Origin of the sequence: Streptomyces sp. NBC_01304 (assembly GCF_035975855.1) — a bacterium.
GTDB lineage: Bacteria > Actinomycetota > Actinomycetes > Streptomycetales > Streptomycetaceae > Streptomyces.
In genome coordinates this window covers 7499882-7519418 of record NZ_CP109055.1, presented here as the reverse complement: position 1 = coordinate 7519418, position 19537 = coordinate 7499882, and the positions used below count along the sequence as shown (strand labels likewise).

General features: G+C 65.1%; 18 protein-coding genes. 14 read left to right on the top strand and 4 right to left on the bottom strand.

Features of this window, described 5'->3' with window-relative positions; genetic code table 11:
• Positions 1–5 precede the first annotated feature (5 nt).
• From OG430_RS33355 to add, 7 genes are read left to right on the top strand one after another with little or no spacing between them, the layout of a single operon-like run.
• Positions 6–1088 carry a hypothetical protein gene (locus tag OG430_RS33355; protein WP_327356363.1) on the top strand — a complete coding sequence of 361 codons (1083 nt, stop codon included), beginning with the start codon at positions 6–8 and terminating at the stop codon, positions 1086–1088.
• A 5-nt stretch (positions 1089–1093) separates the two neighbouring features.
• Positions 1094–2788, top strand: coding sequence for a carbamoyltransferase family protein (locus tag OG430_RS33350; protein WP_327356362.1), 1695 nt, complete (start codon positions 1094–1096; stop codon positions 2786–2788).
• An 8-nt stretch (positions 2789–2796) separates the two neighbouring features.
• On the top strand, positions 2797–3747 hold the full coding sequence (locus OG430_RS33345; RefSeq protein ID WP_327356361.1) for a phosphotransferase: 951 nt from the start codon (positions 2797–2799) through the stop codon (positions 3745–3747).
• Entirely contained in the window at positions 3744–5039 is a 1296-nt protein-coding gene (locus tag OG430_RS33340) for a DegT/DnrJ/EryC1/StrS family aminotransferase (protein ID WP_327356360.1), read from the top strand. Before OG430_RS33345 ends, OG430_RS33340 begins: the two co-directional genes overlap by 4 nt.
• Complete coding sequence (locus tag OG430_RS33335) at positions 5036–5500, top strand: NUDIX hydrolase (protein ID WP_327356359.1); 465 nt, start codon at positions 5036–5038, stop codon at positions 5498–5500. Before OG430_RS33340 ends, OG430_RS33335 begins: the two co-directional genes overlap by 4 nt.
• A gap of 6 nt (positions 5501–5506) precedes the next feature.
• The gene (locus OG430_RS33330) at positions 5507–6787 is read left to right on the top strand and encodes a nucleotide sugar dehydrogenase (RefSeq protein WP_327356358.1); all 1281 of its coding nucleotides are present in this window, start codon (positions 5507–5509) and stop codon (positions 6785–6787) included.
• A gap of 40 nt (positions 6788–6827) precedes the next feature.
• Positions 6828–7850, top strand: a complete 1023-nt coding sequence (gene add / locus OG430_RS33325; RefSeq protein WP_327356357.1) for an adenosine deaminase — start codon at positions 6828–6830, stop codon at positions 7848–7850.
• A gap of 75 nt (positions 7851–7925) precedes the next feature.
• On the opposite strand, the gene OG430_RS33320 is transcribed toward add, so the two are convergent.
• Both OG430_RS33320 and OG430_RS33315 read right to left on the bottom strand, forming a co-directional pair.
• A complete protein-coding gene (locus OG430_RS33320; protein ID WP_327356356.1) occupies positions 7926–8654 on the bottom strand; it encodes an HAD family hydrolase in 729 nt (242 codons plus the stop codon).
• A complete protein-coding gene (locus OG430_RS33315) occupies positions 8651–9706 on the bottom strand; it encodes an XRE family transcriptional regulator (RefSeq protein ID WP_327356355.1) in 1056 nt (351 codons plus the stop codon). The genes OG430_RS33320 and OG430_RS33315 overlap by 4 nt, the downstream gene beginning before the upstream one ends.
• A gap of 1007 nt (positions 9707–10713) precedes the next feature.
• Here OG430_RS33315 and OG430_RS33310 point away from each other — a divergent pair.
• The 5 genes from OG430_RS33310 (at position 10714) to OG430_RS33290 (ending at position 15388) form a co-directional block, all read left to right on the top strand.
• Complete coding sequence (locus OG430_RS33310; protein WP_327356354.1) at positions 10714–11265, top strand: class IV adenylate cyclase; 552 nt, start codon at positions 10714–10716, stop codon at positions 11263–11265.
• A 568-nt stretch (positions 11266–11833) separates the two neighbouring features.
• Entirely contained in the window at positions 11834–12028 is a 195-nt protein-coding gene (locus tag OG430_RS33305; protein WP_327356353.1) for a hypothetical protein, read from the top strand.
• Positions 12029–12278: 250 nt separating this feature from the next.
• Positions 12279–13142 (top strand): hypothetical protein, encoded by an 864-nt coding sequence (locus OG430_RS33300; protein WP_327356352.1) that lies wholly within the window; start codon positions 12279–12281, stop codon positions 13140–13142.
• A gap of 71 nt (positions 13143–13213) precedes the next feature.
• Positions 13214–14740 carry an amino acid permease gene (locus OG430_RS33295; RefSeq protein ID WP_327356351.1) on the top strand — a complete coding sequence of 509 codons (1527 nt, stop codon included), beginning with the start codon at positions 13214–13216 and terminating at the stop codon, positions 14738–14740.
• A 156-nt stretch (positions 14741–14896) separates the two neighbouring features.
• Positions 14897–15388 carry a helix-turn-helix transcriptional regulator gene (locus OG430_RS33290; RefSeq protein WP_327356350.1) on the top strand — a complete coding sequence of 164 codons (492 nt, stop codon included), beginning with the start codon at positions 14897–14899 and terminating at the stop codon, positions 15386–15388.
• Here OG430_RS33290 and OG430_RS33285 read toward each other — a convergent pair.
• Complete coding sequence (locus OG430_RS33285) at positions 15363–15953, bottom strand: 2'-5' RNA ligase family protein (protein WP_327356349.1); 591 nt, start codon at positions 15951–15953, stop codon at positions 15363–15365. The two genes, OG430_RS33290 and OG430_RS33285, sit on opposite strands and share 26 nt — an antisense overlap.
• A gap of 52 nt (positions 15954–16005) precedes the next feature.
• Positions 16006–17397 carry a helix-turn-helix domain-containing protein gene (locus OG430_RS33280; RefSeq protein ID WP_327356348.1) on the bottom strand — a complete coding sequence of 464 codons (1392 nt, stop codon included), beginning with the start codon at positions 17395–17397 and terminating at the stop codon, positions 16006–16008.
• 448 nt (positions 17398–17845) lie between these two features.
• Here OG430_RS33280 and OG430_RS33275 point away from each other — a divergent pair, with 448 nt between their 5' ends.
• Together OG430_RS33275 and OG430_RS33270 are read left to right on the top strand one after the other, a co-directional pair.
• On the top strand, positions 17846–18733 hold the full coding sequence (locus OG430_RS33275) for a phosphotransferase enzyme family protein (protein WP_327359326.1): 888 nt from the start codon (positions 17846–17848) through the stop codon (positions 18731–18733).
• Positions 18730–19533, top strand: coding sequence for a class I SAM-dependent methyltransferase (locus OG430_RS33270; RefSeq protein WP_327356347.1), 804 nt, complete (start codon positions 18730–18732; stop codon positions 19531–19533). The genes OG430_RS33275 and OG430_RS33270 overlap by 4 nt, the downstream gene beginning before the upstream one ends.
• The last annotated feature ends 4 nt before the right edge of the window (positions 19534–19537 follow it).

Here is a 19537-nt window from a genome sequence, read left to right as displayed (position 1 = left end):
CCTGCGTGCAGGGCAGTTTGTCGAGCGAGGAACTCGACTCCTGGGTGCACCGTCCTACCACTGCCTTGCGGCGGGAACACGTCGGTGTCGCAGAGGCCGTGGTCGAGATCTACGCGCCGTCGCCGATCGTCGACTACGTCGGGTGGTACACGGAGGGCTACTTCGGACCTCAGCAGTCCCCGGCCCAGGCACGGCTCTTTGTCCATGAGGTACCCCTGGAACTGTGGCACTCGGTCCATCAGGCACGGCTCTCCCCGCCGCTGCGGCGAGCCGTTCTGCCCACGGCACCAGACACGATCTGCCTCGTGGATGACGGGCAATCGGCAGTCCACCTCCTGTCGCCGACCGGTTCCGGGCCCCAGTCCATGCGGGTGGTGGTCCGGATCCTGCGCGCGCTCGTCCTGCGTGAACTGCTGGGGAGAGGACACCTGTTCTTCCACGCGGCGTGTTTCGTACTGCAGGGAACGGCTGTGGCACTGGTCGGAGCACGTACGGTCGGTAAGACGACGACGCTCCTGCACGCCCTGGAGCACCCGGGGACGGCGCTGGTCAGCAACGACAAGGTCGCCCTGCTGCCCGCCGAGGAGGAATCCGAGCGCACCGTGGCGCTTGGCTTCCCCATCCAGGTCGGGATCCGCGCGGGCAGCGTGCTCGCTCTGGCCGAAGGCCCGCTGCGGAGGTTCCTCACGCGCAAATGGTCGCAGCAGTACGGCGACCTTGGGGCCCGGTACGAGCCGGGCACCCGTCTCCAGGTGCGGCCGCAGGAGTTAGCGGCCGCCTCCGACAGTGGGGTGATACCTCGGTGTCGTCTCGGCATGGCCATCGAACCGCACCTCGATCCACGAGCGGTCACACCCCGCCTGGAGAAGCTCAACAGAGCTGAATCTAGGGCGGTTTGGGCCCGCAACCTGTTACTCCATCCGGCTGCGGTCTTCCCGCAGCAGGCCGCTGTGGCCGACCTGGCGCCCCGGGCCGAACTGCGGATTCCGCAGATTCCCACCTACCGTCTGGTCCAACCACCTGCCGCCGGCCCACTGACCGTTCGCCTACTCGAAGACCTCATATACCGCACAGCAGTGGGAGAGTGAGAAAGATGCGCATCCTCGGTATCGCCAGTGATCTGCATATTTCCTCAGCCGCGCTGATCGAGGACGGCCAGGTCGTGGCAGCTGCGGCCGAAGAACGCTTCACCCGGAGCAAGCACACGCGGGCCTTTCCCGCCCGCGCCATCGACTACTGTCTATCGACTGTCCCCGAGGGTCTGCGCGGCGTGGACCGGGTCGCGGTTAGTACGAACCCGGCGATCGACCTGAGCGTGCCCGACGGTCGCCACGCGGGGCGCGCCCGCTGGCACCCCGAGGGGCTCTACTCGGTGCCAAACAACCTCGCCACCCTGGTGGACGCGCCGTACCAAGGGCACGCGACGCAGATCCTGCAAACCGCAGGTAAGCCCCTGCAGATCGACTACGTCTACCACCATGACGCCCACGCGGCGAACGCCTTCTTCCTCTCTCCCTTCGAGTCGGCTGCGATCCTGACGGTCGACGGCCGGGGCGAGGACTGCACCGCGCTGAGCGCAATCGGGGACCGCAACGCTTTCGCCGCCATCGATACCATTCCCTACCCTCATTCGGTGGGGTTGCTGTACGGCGCGGTCACTCAGTACCTGGGCTTTCGGATCGACCGCGACGAGTGGAAGGTCATGGGGCTTGCCGCCTACGGAGATCCCGACTCAACCGCCTACAAGTCGCTCCGCGACCTCGTCGACTTCGAGGACGGCACAATCCGCGTCGACCTCAACTACTTCGGCTACTACCTTCGTCCCTCGCGTGGCGCAGTCAGCGAGGCGTTCGTCCGCCGGTTCGGCCCGGCACGGCAGCCGGGTGAGGCGATCACCAGTCGGCATCATGATGTGGCCGCGGCTGTCCAGCACGTGCTTGAGGACGCACTGCGGTACCTGCTCGTGAACCTGCATCAGCAGACCGGAGAAAGAAGGGTCGCCTTGGGCGGAGGGAGTTTCATGAACTCCGTCTACAACGGCAAGATCACGTCCTCGACCCCTTTCGACGAGATCTACATCTCCAGCTGCCCGGATGACAGCGGCACCTCGATCGGCGCGGCCCTCTACACCCATTGCGTCCTGCTCGGCGCGGATCGCGGCCCCGCGATGACGCACAACTACTACGGCCCTTCCTTCGCTCAGACCTCCATCAACGAGGCGCTGTCACGCGCCAAGCTACGAGCTCCGGCCCTGGACGATCCGGCAGAGGCCGCAGCGCGTGCACTAGCCGACGGGAAGATCGTTGGCTGGTTCCAGGGCCGCATGGAGCTTGGCCAACGAGCCCTAGGTAACCGATCGATCCTCGCCGACCCTCGCAGCGCGGCAATGCGCGACCAGGTGAACGATGCGGTGAAGTTCCGTGAAACATGGCGGCCCTTCGCGCCGGCCGTACTCGCCGAGGACTTCGCCACCTACTTCGGCCCGGAACCCGCCGTGCCGTTCATGGAGCGAACCCTGCCCGTACGGACCGAAGCACGGAGTCTCATCCCGGCCGCGGTTCATATCGACGGCACCGCTCGGCCGCAAACCGTGACCGCAGACACCAACCCCCTCTTCCACCGGCTGATCACCGCATTCCGTGACCTCACCGGCGTCGGTGCCGTCCTCAACACCTCGTTCAACCTCGCCGAGGAGCCGATCGTGTGCAGCCCTCAAGACGCGATCCGTACGTTCTACTCTTCGGGCCTTGACCTGCTCGTCCTGGGAAACAGGGTGCTCACCAAGTGACGACAACCATGGGCGCGGAGGAGCTATCCGCGTGCCTGCGCCAGTACGGGCTGCGGGCAAGCGGGCCCGCACGGCCACTGCCGGGTGGACACGTCGGTGTCACCACCGTGGTACCAACCGATCAAGGACCGCTCGCCGTCAAACGGTTCGGCAGACGCTTCGACACCGCGCGCACTCGCCTCGCGGCACAGGCACACCAGCACGCGGCCCTGGCCGGGCTGGCCCCGCAACTGCGGCGGTCACCGGACGGCCACTTGACCGCCGAGATCAACGGTGCCACGTACATGCTCGCCGAGTACATCCACGCGACACAGCCGCCCGGACTCACCGACTTCGCCGCTGCACTCGCCGCGCTGCACACCCGCTTGGACAGTTTCCGGCCCGGCGGTCGACACACGAACTTCCTTGAGCTGTCCGACCCTCCCACTGCAGGCCTGGAACACATTCTGCGACAGACTCAAGACAAGGCCCTCCGCGAGATCGTCAGCTGGCGTCTGCGGATCCTTGCGGAGTTCGGGCTCGGAGCGCAGGCGGTGGCGAGTGCGCCCAAAAGGTGGGTCCACGGTGACGCGCGTCCGGACAACGTACTCGCCAGCCTCACCCCGGAGCAGCAACTGTTCATCGACTTCGACCAGGTCTCCCGCTTCCCGCGCCCCTACGAGGTTATGCGGGCCTACGTTGCCTCCGTCAGCCCTGAGCTGCCCGCCCCACTGCTGGACTCAACATTCCGGTCCTATCTGAGCGCCTATCAAGCCATCACGCCGATCCCTGCGGCGGAGCGCGCACTCATGATCGACCTGTACATCACCGTCCAAGCGGCCGAGACCCGAACCTTCACTACGCCCGAGGGCGAGGTTCGCGACATGTCAGCCTTCGCCCATACCCGTCACCAGCAACTGATCTGGATCACCGAACATCGCGGCCTCCTGCGCACGGTCGCGAAAGAGGTACAGCCATGACAGCTCTCGCACTCCTCGGTGGATCACCCCTACGCACACGCCCCTTCCGGGCATGGCCGCAGTTCGACCAGGCAGAACTCGCCGCACTGGCCGAAGCCCTGGACAGCCGCCGATGGGGCGGCATCCACAGCGGATCACAAGGAGAAGCCTTCGAGACGGAACTCGCCGACTACCTGCAAGTGCCCCATGCAGTCGTGGTCGCCAACGGCACTGCCGGACTGATGATCGCCCTCAAGGCCCTCGGCGTACGGCCAGGAGACGAGGTCATCGTCCCCGCGATGACCTACCTGGCAACAGCCACCGCGGTCTCCCTGCTCGGGGGCGTGCCGGTCTTCGTGGACACCGATCCCGCCACCCACACGATCACCGGCTCCTCGCTGAAGGCCGCGATCAGCGAGAGAACGAAGGTAGTGGTCGCCGTTCACCTTGGTGGTCACCCGGCCGACATGGACAGCCTCGGCGACGTCGCCGGCACGTACGGCATTCCGATCGTCGAGGACTGCGCCCAGTCCCTCGGTGCGACCTGGAACGGTACTCAGACCGGGTCCATGGGCACGATCGGCGTGTTCAGCTTCGCCAGCACCAAGAACATCTCCGCAGGCGAAGGCGGGGCAGTCGTCACACATGACGATGCACTCGCCGCACGCATCGCCTCCCTGCGAGATCACGGCCGCCCTCGCGGGGTCGCCCATCACCCCGAACTCGGCTGGAACCTGCGTCTCAGCGAATTCCAATCCGCTGTCCTGCGCGTCCAGTTGAAACGACTGGAGCCCCACCTGGCGGCGAAGGCGAAAGGCGCGGCATTCCTGGCATCGGCGCTGTCCAGTCTGCCCGGGCTGACGCCCGTGCCCGCGACTCTCGACCCGCGGGTCACCGCGCACGGCCGGTTCTCCTTCGCCTTCACCTTCGACGGCGAAGCATTCAACGACGAGGCCAACAGCATCTCACCCGGGGCCTTCCGCGCCGCGCTGCGGGCAGAGGGCATACCTGTCTCCACTCGTGACCTCATCGCCTGCCCCGATGAACCGATCTACGCCGACATCACCAACCGCGACTACTCCAGCTCACGGACCGTCTCAGCCGAGCAAGCACGCGCGGCGTGTTCCACGCTGGTGTTGCTCGGGCAGGCAGCCGGATCAGGATTGCTGCTCGAGGGACCGAAGGAACTCGCCGATGTCGTGCGCGCTGTGGAGAAGATCCACGAGAACCGTCACCAACTGCGCCAAGAACAGCGCCGGCCCGCCCGCCCCCTGCGTCTCATCCGATCACTGGTCAAGGAGTACCCCCAATGACCCGAGCCCCCTTCCAGATCCTCGTCGTGCCGTTCCGCCGAGTCGGCGAACAGATCGAGTTCGCTGTGCTGCGACGCGAGGACATGAACGTATGGCAGGCCGTGGCCGGCGGCGGCGAGACTGGCGAGACCCCGCAGCAGGCCGCCGCACGTGAGGCCCGTGAAGAGCTCGGCCTCGACCGGCCGGTCCCGCTGTACCCGCTGCAGACCACGGCCAGCGTCCCAGCGCGGTTCTTCGCCGATCGCGACAGCTGGCCAGCCGGGACCTACGTCGTACCGGAGCACTCGTTCGCCACCGACCTCACAGACATCGAGATCAAGATCTCCCACGAGCACACCGCCGTCCAGTGGTTGGACTACAAGGCAGCCCAGGAGGTGCTGCGGTTCGACAGCAACCGCACGGCCCTCGGAGAACTCCATGAGCGCCTGCTGGCCGCCGATCTGCCCCTGCCGGTCGAGTGATCGCCAGTGGCTGACGCGATTCTCCGACCGCGCCGCACGGTCATACTCGGCCAAGGCTATGTCGGCCTTCCTCTGGCCATCCAAGCAGCTCGGGTCGGCCACCGTGTCGTGGGTTTCGATACCGACGTCCGACGCGTGAAACGGCTCCAGGCAGCAGAGCCATTGAGTCCAGACGTGCCAGCGGACCAGATCACGGCCGTCCTGACCAGCGGCAGGTACACGCCGACGGCGTGCCCGGGGGACCTGGCCGGGTTCGACGTCGCGGTCATCGCGGTGCCGACTCCGCTGCGGGACGGCGTGCCAGACCTCTCCGCGGTTGAGCACGCTGGCCAGATACTCGCCCCGCACATGCGGCCCGGCTGCATCATCGTCCTCGAATCCACCACCTACCCCGGAACCACCGAGGACGTCCTGAAACCCTTACTGGAGGCCGCGTCTGGACTCACCGCGGGCACGGACTTCCACCTGGGCTACAGCCCGGAACGCATCGACCCCGGCAACCGAACCTGGACCCTCCAGAACACACCCAAGATCGTCTCTGGGATCAACACAGCCTCTCTGGAAGCCATCAGCGCGTTCTACACCAGCCTCGTCGACACCGTCGTCGAAGTCGCCTCCATACGCGACGCCGAACTGGCGAAGGTCCTGGAGAACACCTTCCGCCAGGTCAACATCGCCCTGGTCAACGAAGTCGCCACCTACGCCCGGCAACTGGGCACGGACATCTGGGCGGCGCTGGACGCCGCCGCGACCAAGCCCTTTGGCTTCATGCGCTTCACTCCAGGCCCCGGTGTCGGCGGACACTGCCTGCCGATCGACCCCACCTACCTGTCCTGGAAGGTCCGGCGCCAGACAGGCAGCGCCTTGCGCCTCGTCGAAATGGCTGACGAGATCAACACCTCAATGCCGGCCCACGTCGTACAACGTCTGACCGAGGCGCTCAACCGCCGCGGCCTGCCGGTCAAGGGCTCGCGAATCCTCCTCCTCGGCCTCGCCTACAAGGCCAACACCGGCGATACCCGGCACTCTCCCGCCTTCACCATCGCGCGGCTCCTGATCGCCCAGGGAGCGCAGATCCAGGTGGTCGACCCTCATGTCGAGGAACCCTTCGACCTGGATGCACACGCTCACCATGCCCACCTCACAGCGGCCAACCTGGCGGCATCCGACGCCGTGGTCCTGCTGACCGATCACGATGCATTCGACCTCCAGCTCGTCGAGCGACACGCGGCCCACGCCCTGGACTGCCGGGCTCGCCTGAGCGGCGCGAACATTGAGCGCCTGTGACACCCCGCCCACTGACCGCGTTTCCCGCGAGGACACAGCCTTGGCCCAGAACCCCTTAGCCTCCGGCAAGATCACCGCGACTGGCCGCTGCCTGGCGCGGTTGCCCAAGGCTGATCTCCATCTCCATCTCGAAGGCGGCATGCGGTCCCAGACTTTCGCGGACTTGGCGGAGTCCCGCGGCGAGCCAACTCCGCAGCTCGGCTACTACCGCTCCTTCGACCAGTTCCAGCACTGCTACCGAGCCATCGTCAAGTTGATCCGCACGCAAACCGATCTGCGCCGACTCGTACGCGAAGTTGTCGAGGACGCGGCGGCATCCGGGGCCGTGTGGATCGAACCCCACTTCAACCCAACCACCTATGCCCCCCTTCTCGGCTCGGCTGAGGAGGTGCTCGATCTGGTTCTGGAGACTGGGTTCGCGGCAGGAAAGCCCCTCGGTGTCGGTTTCGGACTCACCCTCGGCGCCAGCCGCAACCGTGATCCTCGCCAAGCCACCAGCCTCGCGCAACTGGCCGCCGCATACGCAGGCCGCGGCGTAGTGGCCTTCGGACTCACCGGAGATGAGTCAGCCAACTCGCCGGCCACATTCAAAGAATCCTTCGCGATCGCCCGGGACGCGGACCTAATCATTGCGCCCCATTCAGGCGAACTCTCGGGCCCACCAAGTCTGGCCAGCACACTCGACGTGCTGACCCCGGACCGAATTGCCCATGGTGTCCGCGCCATTGAAGACCGCGCACTTCTGGATCGCCTCGCCGACGAACAGATCACCTTGGATGTGTGCCTGACGTCCAATTACGCATTGGGAGTCGTCAAGCACCTCGAAGAGCATCCGCTGCCACACATCCTGGAGGCCGGGGTGCGCTGCTCCCTGGGCTCCGACGATCCGCTGTTGCTGGGGACCAGCCTGCTCACGGAATATCAGCTCGCGCGCTCGCATCTGGCGCTGCCAGATGCGCAACTGGGGGCACTTGCCAGTACATCACTCCGTTCGTCCGGAGCTCCCGACGATGTCCTCGCCCGGGCACTTCGCGGCATCGAGGATTGGATGGCCGAACCGTGACAGTGACCTGTCTCCTCTAGGGAGATCGACAGCTCCAGGTCCGCAATGGAGCAATCCGCAAGCACGATCGTTCGTTCAGCACCCTTTACCCGTAAGGGAGTTGATAAATGCCAACAGTCGCACTTCGTCCTTGAGGCTGTCGAAGACGGCGTCCGCGCCCGCCTCTTTGAGTTCTTCGGTCGTGGTCTTCCCGGAGGCGATCCCGATGACTAGGGCTCCGCCTTCGAGCCCCGTTCGGACGTCCTCGAGGGAGTCTCCGATGATCACGGTATTCGTGCGGGTGAAGACAGCGCCGTGCTTGGCCTGAGCGCGTTTCTGTGCGACGGCGACGAGCGCGGGCCGGTGGTCATCATCGGAGGCGAACCCACCGATTTCAGCGTCGAGGTAGCCGTCGAGATCAAAGGCTGCGAGCTTCTGTAGCGCGTTCGGCTTGAGGTTGCCGGTGACGACAGTCGGAACACAAGTGGGGTGTTCGTGTACTGCTTGTAGCGCCACCACAGCTCCGGGCATGAGCACTCCCTGCTTCCGAAGGGCTTCTGCATGAGCGGCGAGACGCTCAGGTAGCAGCTTCACCATCCGCGGCAGCAGCTCAGGCACCTCGTTCTCGGGAACGCCGTTGTCCAAGAGTAGTGCGCGGATCGCGAGGGGCATGGTGACACCAGTCCCGCGCGCCGGGAGGCGCTCGGCCGGTCGGCCGACGACTTCGGCAAAGGTCTCGCGATACACCTGCCGGTCGATGTCACCGACGTACAGCAGTGTTCGGTCGATGTCCCACAACACCAGGATCTGCTTGGCCCCGATCACGTTCGGCTCCTTGCTCCCGTCACAGCGGCGGCACGTTCCAGTAGGTCCCGAGCGTACGGTGCGTGCGTCACTGGCGTGATCGCGTTGAGCATGGTCTCGATGTGTTCGTTCAGGCGGGCTGACTGGAGCCGTTCTGCAAGGTCCAGGGCTTCATGCGCGGTCACACATCCAGCTTCAACCTCTCCTTGCTCGATGTAGGCAGCAGCCGCTCTCGACAGAAATAGACCCTTGGTGCGCGCCGGATGGAGTATGTCCCGAGCCTGGTTGAAGCTGGTCACGGCACGTTGCGGGTCGCCCAGGTCGACGTAGCAACTGCCGGCCTGCCCATCGATCTCGCCCTCATTGATCCAGTACAACCAGTGCGGATCTCGCTCCGAGCGGCCCTGAGCGCAGAGTTCAGCAGCCCGCCCGAGCGCGGAATACGCAGCTTGACGCTCTCCGAGCTTGGCGTGTCCGCGGGCCTGCCTAGTGAGCAGCATGGCTTCAAGTGCGGGGGTACCTAGCCCCTTGATCTTCTCTCGAGCAGCTCGTGCGGCAGTAACGGCGTCACCAGGTTGCCCGGTTGAGTAGCCGAGGATCGCTATGTAAGACAGCGCGCCAGCTCCGAGGCGAATGTCCCCGGATGCCTTGGCGGCACGGAGTGCAGCCAGCAGGTAGGCGGGGGTTCGGTTGTGTTCCCCTGAGTCGAAAGTGAACCATCCAGTTTGAGTAGCGGTGTCGGCGACAATAGCTGCGAGACGTTGCCCAGTTGCGTCGTCGTACGTTGCCTGCTGCAAGAGACGTTTCAGAAACTGCAGGTGCGCGTCACCGAGATCTGCAAGGGTGCCGCTGCCGGCGCTCGCGTCCATCGTGCGAAGACTGTCGGTGGTTGCTTGCAAGGTATCGAGCAGGTCATTGGTAAGGCGACTACCCCGTGCTGCTCGGACTAGTGGCTCGGCCTCGGCTGTGCTCCATTGATGCACAAGAGCGGTGAGCGAAAGACCACTCACGGCGAGGAATTGTCGGCGGTCCATCTCGCTACCTCCAACTGCGGTGCCCAGTGCCGTCACCATACGGTGCGTTGTCCAGGGCAAAGCAGAGTCAAGGTCCCCTCCGAGTAGGTCGGTGGGCTCCTGCCGAGGCCTGCCAGCAGCAGTGCGTGGGAGTGACACGGGAGCGAGGTCCGCCGGGACACCAAGTCCTGTCAGGAACTCAATGATCTTGTCTATGTGGGTGAGGCGGCGGTTGCCTGCCTCCAGCATGGATAGGAACGCCTGCCCCAGTCCAGTGAGTTGCGCTAAGTCGGCCTGCCGCAGGGAGCCTCGTTGGCGTACGAGACGGCTTGCCTTGCCAAAGTCCCAGGTAGCGAGTGCCTGGCGGACATCCGGGTCGCTCCACACCCGGTCTGGCACCTTCAGGGCATGCTGGACCGCAGCAGCCCTGGAACGTTCGCAGGAAGAGCAGTAGCTCTCTGGGTTGTACCGACTCAGTGGATAGCTGCACTGTTCACAGCGCCTTGGCGCCTGCTGCAACACGTCATGCCTCCCCGTTCGGCGACGGCATATGACCTCAACTTCCATGCCCACAACCGGAATCACTCAAGTGATATCACCCACGGAATGTGCGCACGGGCCCTTTGCCCGCCAGCCTGAGGGCTCTTGCAGCACGCAGGCGGGGACGAAGCGCGTGATTGTGCTCATTTGGCCATGCAAGAGCGCAGGGATGCTGCGGCCATCGCGCATGTTCGTCGATGGTTTCTGCCATCGGAGCCTCCGTTGTCCACCGCCAAACGAGCAGAACCGATCCGGAAGTCGGTGCTGGTCGTCCTTGGCTCCGCCAGTCCGGCACAACAAGTCAGAGGCAACCGCAGAGGGCAATGACCGTTCGCGCTTCATCAGCCTCGAAGGCGCTATTGAGGCACCTTCCCGGAGGAAGCCGTGTTGCAGCACTTGTTCCCCTGCCGGCCAAGAGAGTGGAAGGCGTACCCGCCGCTCTTCCCTCGAGTACCCCGACGAGCAACTCCTGCGCACGTCCGCCACCCCGGCCCTGATCAGCGCAGGCCACGAGCAGGAAGAGAGAGATGCGTACTGAGTTCGAAGCACGGTTCCTCGAAATCGACCCGTCGAAGATCACCGAGTACCTGACGTCCCAATCGGCTGTCTGCGCGATGCCCCGCACGCTCATGCGGCGAATCGTATTTAAGAACAATTACATCGAGGCCCGCGGTGGCTGGCTCCGCCTCCGACAGCAGGGCGAGAGGACATTCCTCACCTACAAACAGGTGACGTCGAACGTGTCGGCAATCGACACCACTCTCGAAGCCGAGGTCGAGGTCGGCAACTTCGACTCGACGAAGACGCTGCTGGAGGCGATGGGCTTCACCGCTCTGCGCTACCAGGAGAACTACCGCGAGGAGTGGAAACTCAACAGCGTCGCCTTCGACATCGACACCTGGCCCGACCTTCCCACATTCCTTGAGGTCGAAGGACCAGACGAGAACTCGGTGCACAAGGCAGCTGCGGCTCTGGGGCTCGACGTCACCCAGGCCTCGTACGGCACTGTCGATGAGGTCTACCTGGCAGTCCTCGGCCGGGACATCCTTGCCGAGTCGGAACTCGTGTTCACTGCGTAGAGGATGTCGGGTAGGACAGCCACTCGGGACGCTGTCACATCCGTCGCCTGCCCGCCTCGGCCAAATGCTTCAAGGGCGCCGGCGGAATGGCGCTGCCTGCGCCCGCGGTGGGACCAGGCCGTGGCCGTGGAACATGTCGATGCGTGTTGTCGGACCCGCGGTGATCGCCATCATGACGGGTAGCTCGCTGCCGACACGACGACCTGGTGACAGACTTCCACAGCGGCCGATTTGCGAGTTCCCAGGCATTCATAGCCGCGAGGTGGGCTGCACTTGGCCACAACGATGCTCAGGCTGGAGGGTTCAGCATCGGCGGCAACATGGGTAATCGCCTCAGCGATATCACTCTTGAAATGTGCGCAACAACGCCGCATCGACGAGTCTTGGGCTTCGACCAATCCTGACCGAACTGCCGCACGGTCGCGGGTTAGTAACGACACGTCGAGATGCACGGGAGAACGCGTGCTAGCTCCTCATCAGCAGCGAGAGACCGGACGGGCCAAACCGCCCGTTCGATCCTCGCGCCCTTTCGACGGCTCAACGTCTGGTGCTGACCGGGGGGGTACCGGTGGCCATTAGCATCTCCGCCGTTGTACTACTGGCCATCCTCGTCTTCCTGTTCATCAAGAAGGGCGGGTTGAACGCCGGACACGCGATCATCTCCGTTCTTCTGGGCTTCTACCTGGCCAGCTCATCGGTCGCGCCGACGATTGCCCGAGCCACGTCACGCGTGGCGGAGATGATCGGCGAGATCAACTTCTAACAGCGCGGCAATCACTGTGAGTCGGCCACCTGATGGTTCGCCTTACCGCACTTCTACGTTGGATCCCGCAGTCGCGTACGCATCTCGGAGGACTCAAGATGTTCGCCAAAGTCGCCACGAAGCGCGGCGAATCATCGCTGCACCCTTCCAAAGCAAGGGTGCCGGAATAGCCATGAGACATACATCAGCGTTTGACCGGCATCCGGCGCGAGACGACACCCCGCTCCGGGCGGTCATGGAGGACGCAGCGATGGGCCGCTGGGAAGGTGTCCGGGAACTGCTGGCCGCGACCGGCAGCAACTGGGACCGGCGCATCTTCCGCCTCCAGGCCTTGGCCCGCGCCGGGGCGCGGCTGACCTTCGCCGACACCTGGGCTCAGGCCGAACCTCGATCTCCCCACGCCCTGTCGCTTCTGGCCACCGTCCAGGCCTTACGGTCGATGGCCGGCCCGCGGGGACAAGGTAACAACGCGGAGATGGCACAGGCGTGGGAATCGTGCGACGCCGCCTGCGAAGCCCTTCCCCCCGATCCGGCGCCGTACGTCGTCATGCTCGCCCTCCTGCGCTACCACTCTCCAGACCGTGACCGGCAATGGCGAGCGACCGTACAGAAGGTGTGGGAGCAACTGGTAGTGCGTGACCCGTGGAACAGGGAGGCACACCACGAGCTCCTCACCTACATGTTCCCCGCATGGCACGGCATAGCGGGCGAAATGTTCCACTGGGCACAGGAGCAGTGCGCTCATGCGCCCCGCGGCTTGCCGATTCACACCCTGCCCTTGGTCGCCCTCGCCGAATCCCATCGCGTGCGGATGGAGACGGAAGGGCACCGGTATGGGCTGACGGTTCACCCCTGGACGGACAACCCTTCGACACAGCAGGCGTGGGCGAACTGGTGGGATTTCCGGGCCCCCTTGAGCCCTCATGCCGCCATTCACGAGGACGCCAACTACCTCGTCCATGCCCTGTCCTTCGCGGGCCAGCACAGGGAAGCCGCGGAGATATTCGACACCATAGGCCCGTACGCCACGGATATTCCGTGGAGCTACTGCGGGGAAGCGCAAACGCTCTTCACACGCCACCGGAAATGGGCCATCAAGGCATCAGCGCCCTAGGCATCCGCGTGGTCGAGCCCTAACAGCCCCTATTCACCCTGCTTTTGCCATCACGGAAGAAGGTCACCGTCATGCCATTGGACATCCCGAGCGTCACACAGACCGAAGAGGAGCGTCTGGCTGAGCTCGGCATCAGTCAGACCCTGGACCGGTCCATGTCTGGGCGTCAGAACTTCGCCGTCTCGTTCACGATCATCAGCATCCTGTCCGGCTGCCTGACCATGTACGGGTTCGGCATGAACACCGGCGGGCCCGCCGTGATCATGTGGGGTTGGGTGCTCGTCGGGCTGATGACCCTCTTCGTCGGCCTGGCCATGGCCGAGGTCTGTTCCTCCTACCCGACCTCCGCCGGCCTCTATTTCTGGGCCCACAAGCTCGCCCCACGTAAGTCTGCTCCAGCCTGGGCCTGGTTCACTGGCTGGTTCAACACTCTCGGACAGATAGCCGTCACCGCAGGCATCGACTTCGGCGCCGCCTCATTTCTCAACGCCTACCTGAATCTTCAGTTCGGGTATGCCGCCACCCCAGGCCACACGATCACGCTCTTCGGCCTCATCCTCCTGCTGCACGCCGCCGTGAACACTTTCCGGGTGCGCATCGTGGGCTTCTTCAACACCGTCTCCGTGTGGTGGCATCTGATCGGCGTCGTCGTGATCGTCGGCGCGCTCCTGGTCATCCCCGACAGGCACCAGTCCCCCGGGTTCGTGTTCACCGAGTTCGTCAACAACACCGGCTGGGGCTCCGCCGTCTATGTCGGGCTCATCGGCTTGTTGATGGCGCAGTACACGTTCACCGGCTACGACGCGTCCGCGCACATGACCGAGGAGACGAAGAACGCCTCCGTCGAAGGACCCAAGGGAATCGTCCGGTCGATCCTCGTCTCTTGGGTGGCCGGCTTCGTTCTTCTCTTCGGCCTGACCTACGCCATCCAGTCCTACAGCGGCGCTCTCGACTCAGAGACCGGGGTGCCTCCGGCCCAGATCTTTATGGACGCGCTCGGCGCGAGCACCGGCGAGATGATGCTCCTCATCGTCATCGGCGCCCAACTGTTCTGCGGCATGGCATCGGTGACCGCGAACAGCCGCATGATCTATGCCTTCTCGCGCGACGGAGCACTTCCGCTCTCCAAGGTCTGGCACAAGCTGAACCCGGGAACCCGGACGCCGACCAACGCCGTCTGGCTCGCGGCCGGCGGGGCGTTCGTCCTCGGCCTGCCGTACTTGTACAACGTCACTGCATACGCAGCCGTCACCTCGATCGCGACGATCGGCCTCTACATCGCGTACGTCGTCCCAACTTTTCTCCGGCTGCGCCAAGGTGAGGGCTTCCACCGGGGGCCTTGGCATCTGGGGCGCTGGTCGAGGCCCGTGGGGGTGATCGCGGTGCTCTGGGTCGTGGTGATCACGGTCCTGTTTATGCTGCCCCAGGTCTCCCCGGTGTCCTTGGAGACGTTCAATTACGCGCCCGTCGCCGTCGGCGTGGTCCTGGTCTTCTCCGGTACCTGGTGGCTCGTATCTGCCCGCAAGTGGTTCCTCAACCCGAGCCACTCGCGGAATGCCACTCCCGTGACCCGCGCACCGCACCAGGCGGCCCGGTGACGGGCAGGTCGAGCATCTGATGTTCTGAGGCCTGCGGAGCGACCAGCGTCAGAGGTCGGTCCGCAGGCTCAGTGCCGTGTCCAGGCAGATCGTTCGCTGCCAGAGCACACCATGTTCGTGCGGACGATCATCACCATGAGAGAAGAGCTACCTCGCATGACCACACATCGCTACGCCGTGCCTGACCGATTCACCCCGGCCCACCTGCGCATCCTCGCCAAGCTGGCGACCGGCGCCAGTAGCGCGAGCGTGGCCCTCGACTTGGAGATCACTACCGGCACCCTGGCCACCCAAGTGCAAGCGATGGGGCGCCGGACCGGTGTGAGCGGGCGCGCCCCGCTCCTGCACATCGCGTATCGCACCCAGCAGCTTCCGCGCCCCGAGCAGGCTACCTTCGACGGCATCCCGGACGAGATCGAGTTGCAGATGGTCCAGTTGGTCGCTTCAGGGGCAGCAATCCCGGAGATTGCCGACGCGTGTCGGATCTCCCGCGGCACTGCGAAGCACCGGCTGAAGCTCTTGCGGGATCGCGCGGGGGCCGCGAACGATGTCCAGCTCATCGCGCTTGGCTGGTGCTACGGGTGGCTCGACGAGTCGCTCGAGGTGAGGCCTGCGGACTTCCTTAGCGCAGCTCCAACTCGTGGATGACGTCCCAACGGTAGGTGTGTCCTTCACGCCGCAGTTCCACCAGTTGAACCCGCCGCACAGGCACAGTCACGGAGTCCAGAGCACGGAGGGGCAGTACGGCGTCTCTCACAAGGTGTGCGGGCATGCGGCGGTTGCTGTAGGCGATGCCGATGTGCGGGCGGAGAGCGGACGTCGGCTTCTTCGGCGATAGTCCTACCACGGAGCCAGCTCTGCTGAGGGCGGCGTGCAGGTCGATGGTGGAGATCCAGGGGGCCACGCTGTAGCGGATCGCGCCGCGGGAGGCTGTGAGTGGTACCGCGCGGAGGTTGAACGCCTCGGGTCGTGCTGCATGAGCGGCAGCGATCAAGCGGTGTAGCTGGCCGGGGGCTACCTGCTCGACGGTGCCAATGCGTCCCAGCGTCAGGTGGAGGGCATCTTCGTCAACGTCGTCGAAGCCGAGAGGCCGGAGTTCCTTCTGGCAGTGCCGTGCTTGATCGATGAGCAGGTCCGCGTCGGGGAAGGTGAGCATCCAGTAGTAGGCGCGGGTCGAGGAGGTCCAGCCGGGCCGGTCCCAGTGGTTGGTCATCTCCTCGACGTTGGCGAAGGCGGCCCAGTCGTGGTCTGCGATTGCTGATGCGTCAGTGGTGCTGGGTGGAGGGGTGGGAGGGAATGCGCCCGGGTCGGTCGTGAGCTGCATCCGCTGCCCCTCTCGTGTGCTCCGTCGGCGGGGACATTTTTGCAGGCTTCGCCAAGTCCCTGGTCTGGGGGTCGGTCCGCCAGGAGCGTAGGGCGTCGGCGTACTCCCTGACGACGGGCAGGGTGTTCCAGTCGTTGGCCTGGGCATGGAGTTCGCCTGCGCGTTGCACTACGGAGCGGATCGGGGGCCCTCCACCGGCTTCGAGGACTTGCCGGCCCAGGACCATTGCGTGCTCGACGTCGGGACGAGGGCCTGCGAGGAGAGCGGTGGCGACGTCGAGGCGGACGAGTGCCCGGCTCCAGGCGGAGTCGGATTGTTCGATGAGTTCGTCGATCTGGTCGGCGTAGGCGAGGACGCGTGGGGCGTTGGCGAGCGCGACGTGGACGGTCGCGGCGTTGGCCAGTGTCCGGGCCCTGCCGTACGGCTCGAAGGAGATACAGGAAGTCAGTCCCGCGGACACGGTGTGCTGGCGGCTCAGGTCCTCTGCTGCTGCGATCGCGCGCTCGGCTCCGGCGCGGTCGCCGAGTTTGCCCAGTGCTCTGGCGAGTCCGTTGGACTGGAGGCGGATGGCTTGTGGGTGGGCCGGGTCGATCGCGAGTCCCGTGGCGGCCCATCGAGCGGCTTGGTCGTAGTGGCCTGCGTAGTAGGCGTTGAGTGATCGCGTGCCGTGCGTCCACATGATCAGCTCGTGATCGGCGATTTCCTTCGCCAGTTCTTCGGCCTCCGCGCAGTAGGCGTCCGCCAGTGCTTCCCGGCCGGCATTCACGGCCATATAGCCGAGTAGTCCAGATGCTTGCGCCGCGAGCCGGAAGAGCGCCTCGCGCTGGCGCGGTGGCTGTCGGCCATCCAGCCGGTCCTGGATGAAGTTGCGCAGGTCGACGGCCTCAGGAGCCAAGCGTTGAGGGCCTTCGGCCTCATAGCGGTCGACGAGATCCGCCACGCCTTGCTCCAAGAGTCCGACCGTGGCCGGATCAACATTGGAGGAGGTCGTGTTGCTGAGCCTCTTCGCGATATCCAGCGGGCTCTCCCACACAGGCATGGAGATCGCAGTGGGCGCGGCGTGGATCTGAAGCCCGTGCGGGGTGGCAGTTCCCGGGACGGGGGTCGGCGCGATGTGCGGGGGGACTTCCATTTGCTGCAGGACGGTGATGATCTTGTCGATGTTGACGAGGCGGCGTGTACCTGACTCGAGTGTCGAGAGAAACGACTGGCTCAGGCCGGTGATCGTCGACATGTCCTCCTGCCGCAGGGAGGCGATCTGCCGGATCAGCCGGAAGGTCGTGCCGAAGTCCCAGGCGGCTAGGGCCGCGGATACGTCAGGGTTCGCCCACACATGGTCTGGCACCCGCGGCGGTGCTGCGGGCTCGGTCTCGGCGGAGCGGGTACACGCGGCGCATCGCTCATCGTTGTTGTACCGACTCAGGGGATTCCCGCACCGGGTGCATCGCCGTTCTTCGTCGCGTGCCACTACCGCCTCCCACCAGAGCGGAGATCCTGGCCGGGATCTGCGTTGGGCGCAATCACCCCAGTGATATCACCAGGCGGATGTGCGAACGCAGGCTTTCCGCCACATCCTTGATTCCCCGTCACCACCCGGTCCGGAGCGCGTCAGCGGACTCTGGCACCGCCCTGTTCGGCCCGCCCAGATCCTGCTCGGGGTCGATTGTCAGTGGCTGTTGGCAAGCTACACACCCACGAGACATCACCGTTCGCGCTCAATCGATCACGCATGGTGGCGCGCTTTGGTTTCACATACGGGAGGACGTACCACTGTGACCGACATGCCCGAGACAGTCCACCGCTTGGTGGCGTCGGTGACCAGCCGCTTCAGCGTCGTCGCCGATCACTCGTCGCCTGGCGATGGACGGCCTTTCGTGTGGGAGGTCGAAGACCCGGACGGGCGTCGGTGGGTCGCCAAACTGAACCCAGGGCCCAAGCTGCACCGGCGTGAAGTACGCGCCTACCAGCAAGGCTGGGCTGCTGCGCTCGGACAGGACCGGGCTCCCATTCTGGAGGCCGTGGATGACGAGGCGCGCGCCATCGTGATCACCAAGGTGCCCGGCCGTCCTCTCCGGCATCTCCGGCTGGACGCAAGAGAGGAGCGGGAGGCGTACCGCCAGGCCGGCCAGCTCCTCGCGCGACTGAATGCCGCAGATCCCGTAGGGCCCGAGTCGGCGACGAGCACAGCAAGTTGGGAGCAGGGCGTCGAGAAGATGCTCGCCAACGCCGGCCTGCACCTGACAGCCAATGACATGGCGATGCTCCGCTCACTCACCAGCAGGCCCCCCGCGAGACTCCCCTGGGTGGTGTCGCACGGAGATTTCATGCCTCGGAACTGGCTGTGGGATCAGGCCGAACAACGTTTGCGGATCATCGACTTCGAGCGGGCCTGTGTCGAGGCGGCCGCATGGCGGGACTTGCCTCGCCTGACATATCGCATCCTGCGTGGACGCCCAGACCTAGAATCAGCGTTCCAGACGGGCTATGGACGCGCGCTCACCATTGATGAGCGCCAGGCGTGCTCCGCGTATGCCGCGCTTGATGCGGTCAGCGCCCTGAGCTGGGGCATCGAGCACCATGACATTGAATCCGTCGACGAAGCCCACACCATGCTGCTGCACCTCGAAGGCGAGCACCACGCTGGGCTTCCGGAGGGCAGGTGGCGATGAGCGCCTTCACCGGCACCTCGGAGTTCTACCAGCAGTTCAGGCCTGAACTCCCCCACGAACTGACCACGCTGCTGGATCGGATCACCCCCACCGGCTCCCCTCGGCGATTGCTCGACATCGGCACGGGCCCAGGGCTGGTCGTCGAGGCCCTACTGGACCTGTTCAGTGACATCGTCGCGGTCGACTCAGACGCGGACATGGTCACGGCAGCAGAGGCGTTCTTGCGGCCACTCGTTCAGCCAAAGAGCCGGCTGCTTCTGCACCACGGGCTGGCTGAGGAGTTCACTCCGGCTGTGGGCTGGCAGCCGCATCTGGTGACGTTCTGCCGCGTCTTCCACTGGCTGGATCAACCGACTGTCCTGAGTCGGCTCAGTGAGTACGTTGCACCGGACGGTGTCGTCGCTGTGTTCAGCGACCGCAGCCTGTGGACCGCTGACAATCCCTGGCAGCGTGCGGTTCGAGGCGTCGTGCAGGACTTCCTCGGCGCGCAGCGCCGCGCTGGCACCCGTACCTTCGACACAGCCGGGCCACCGCACGCTGAAGTGCTCCGTGCTTCCCCGTTTAGCGAGGTCACCGAGACGGTGGTCCCCGTCCGCCGGACCTGGATCCCGGAGAAGGTCATCGGCTACCTGTATTCGACATCGTTCGCGGCCCCGCATCTCTTCGGAGAGCGTCGGGAGAACTTCGAGTCCGCGGTGAATACCGTCCTGGCGCACTTCGCCACCGACGGCGTGCTCCTGGAGAACAACGCATTCACGCTGCTCACCGCCCGACGACCCTCGCCATACGGAAAGCGGTGAACAG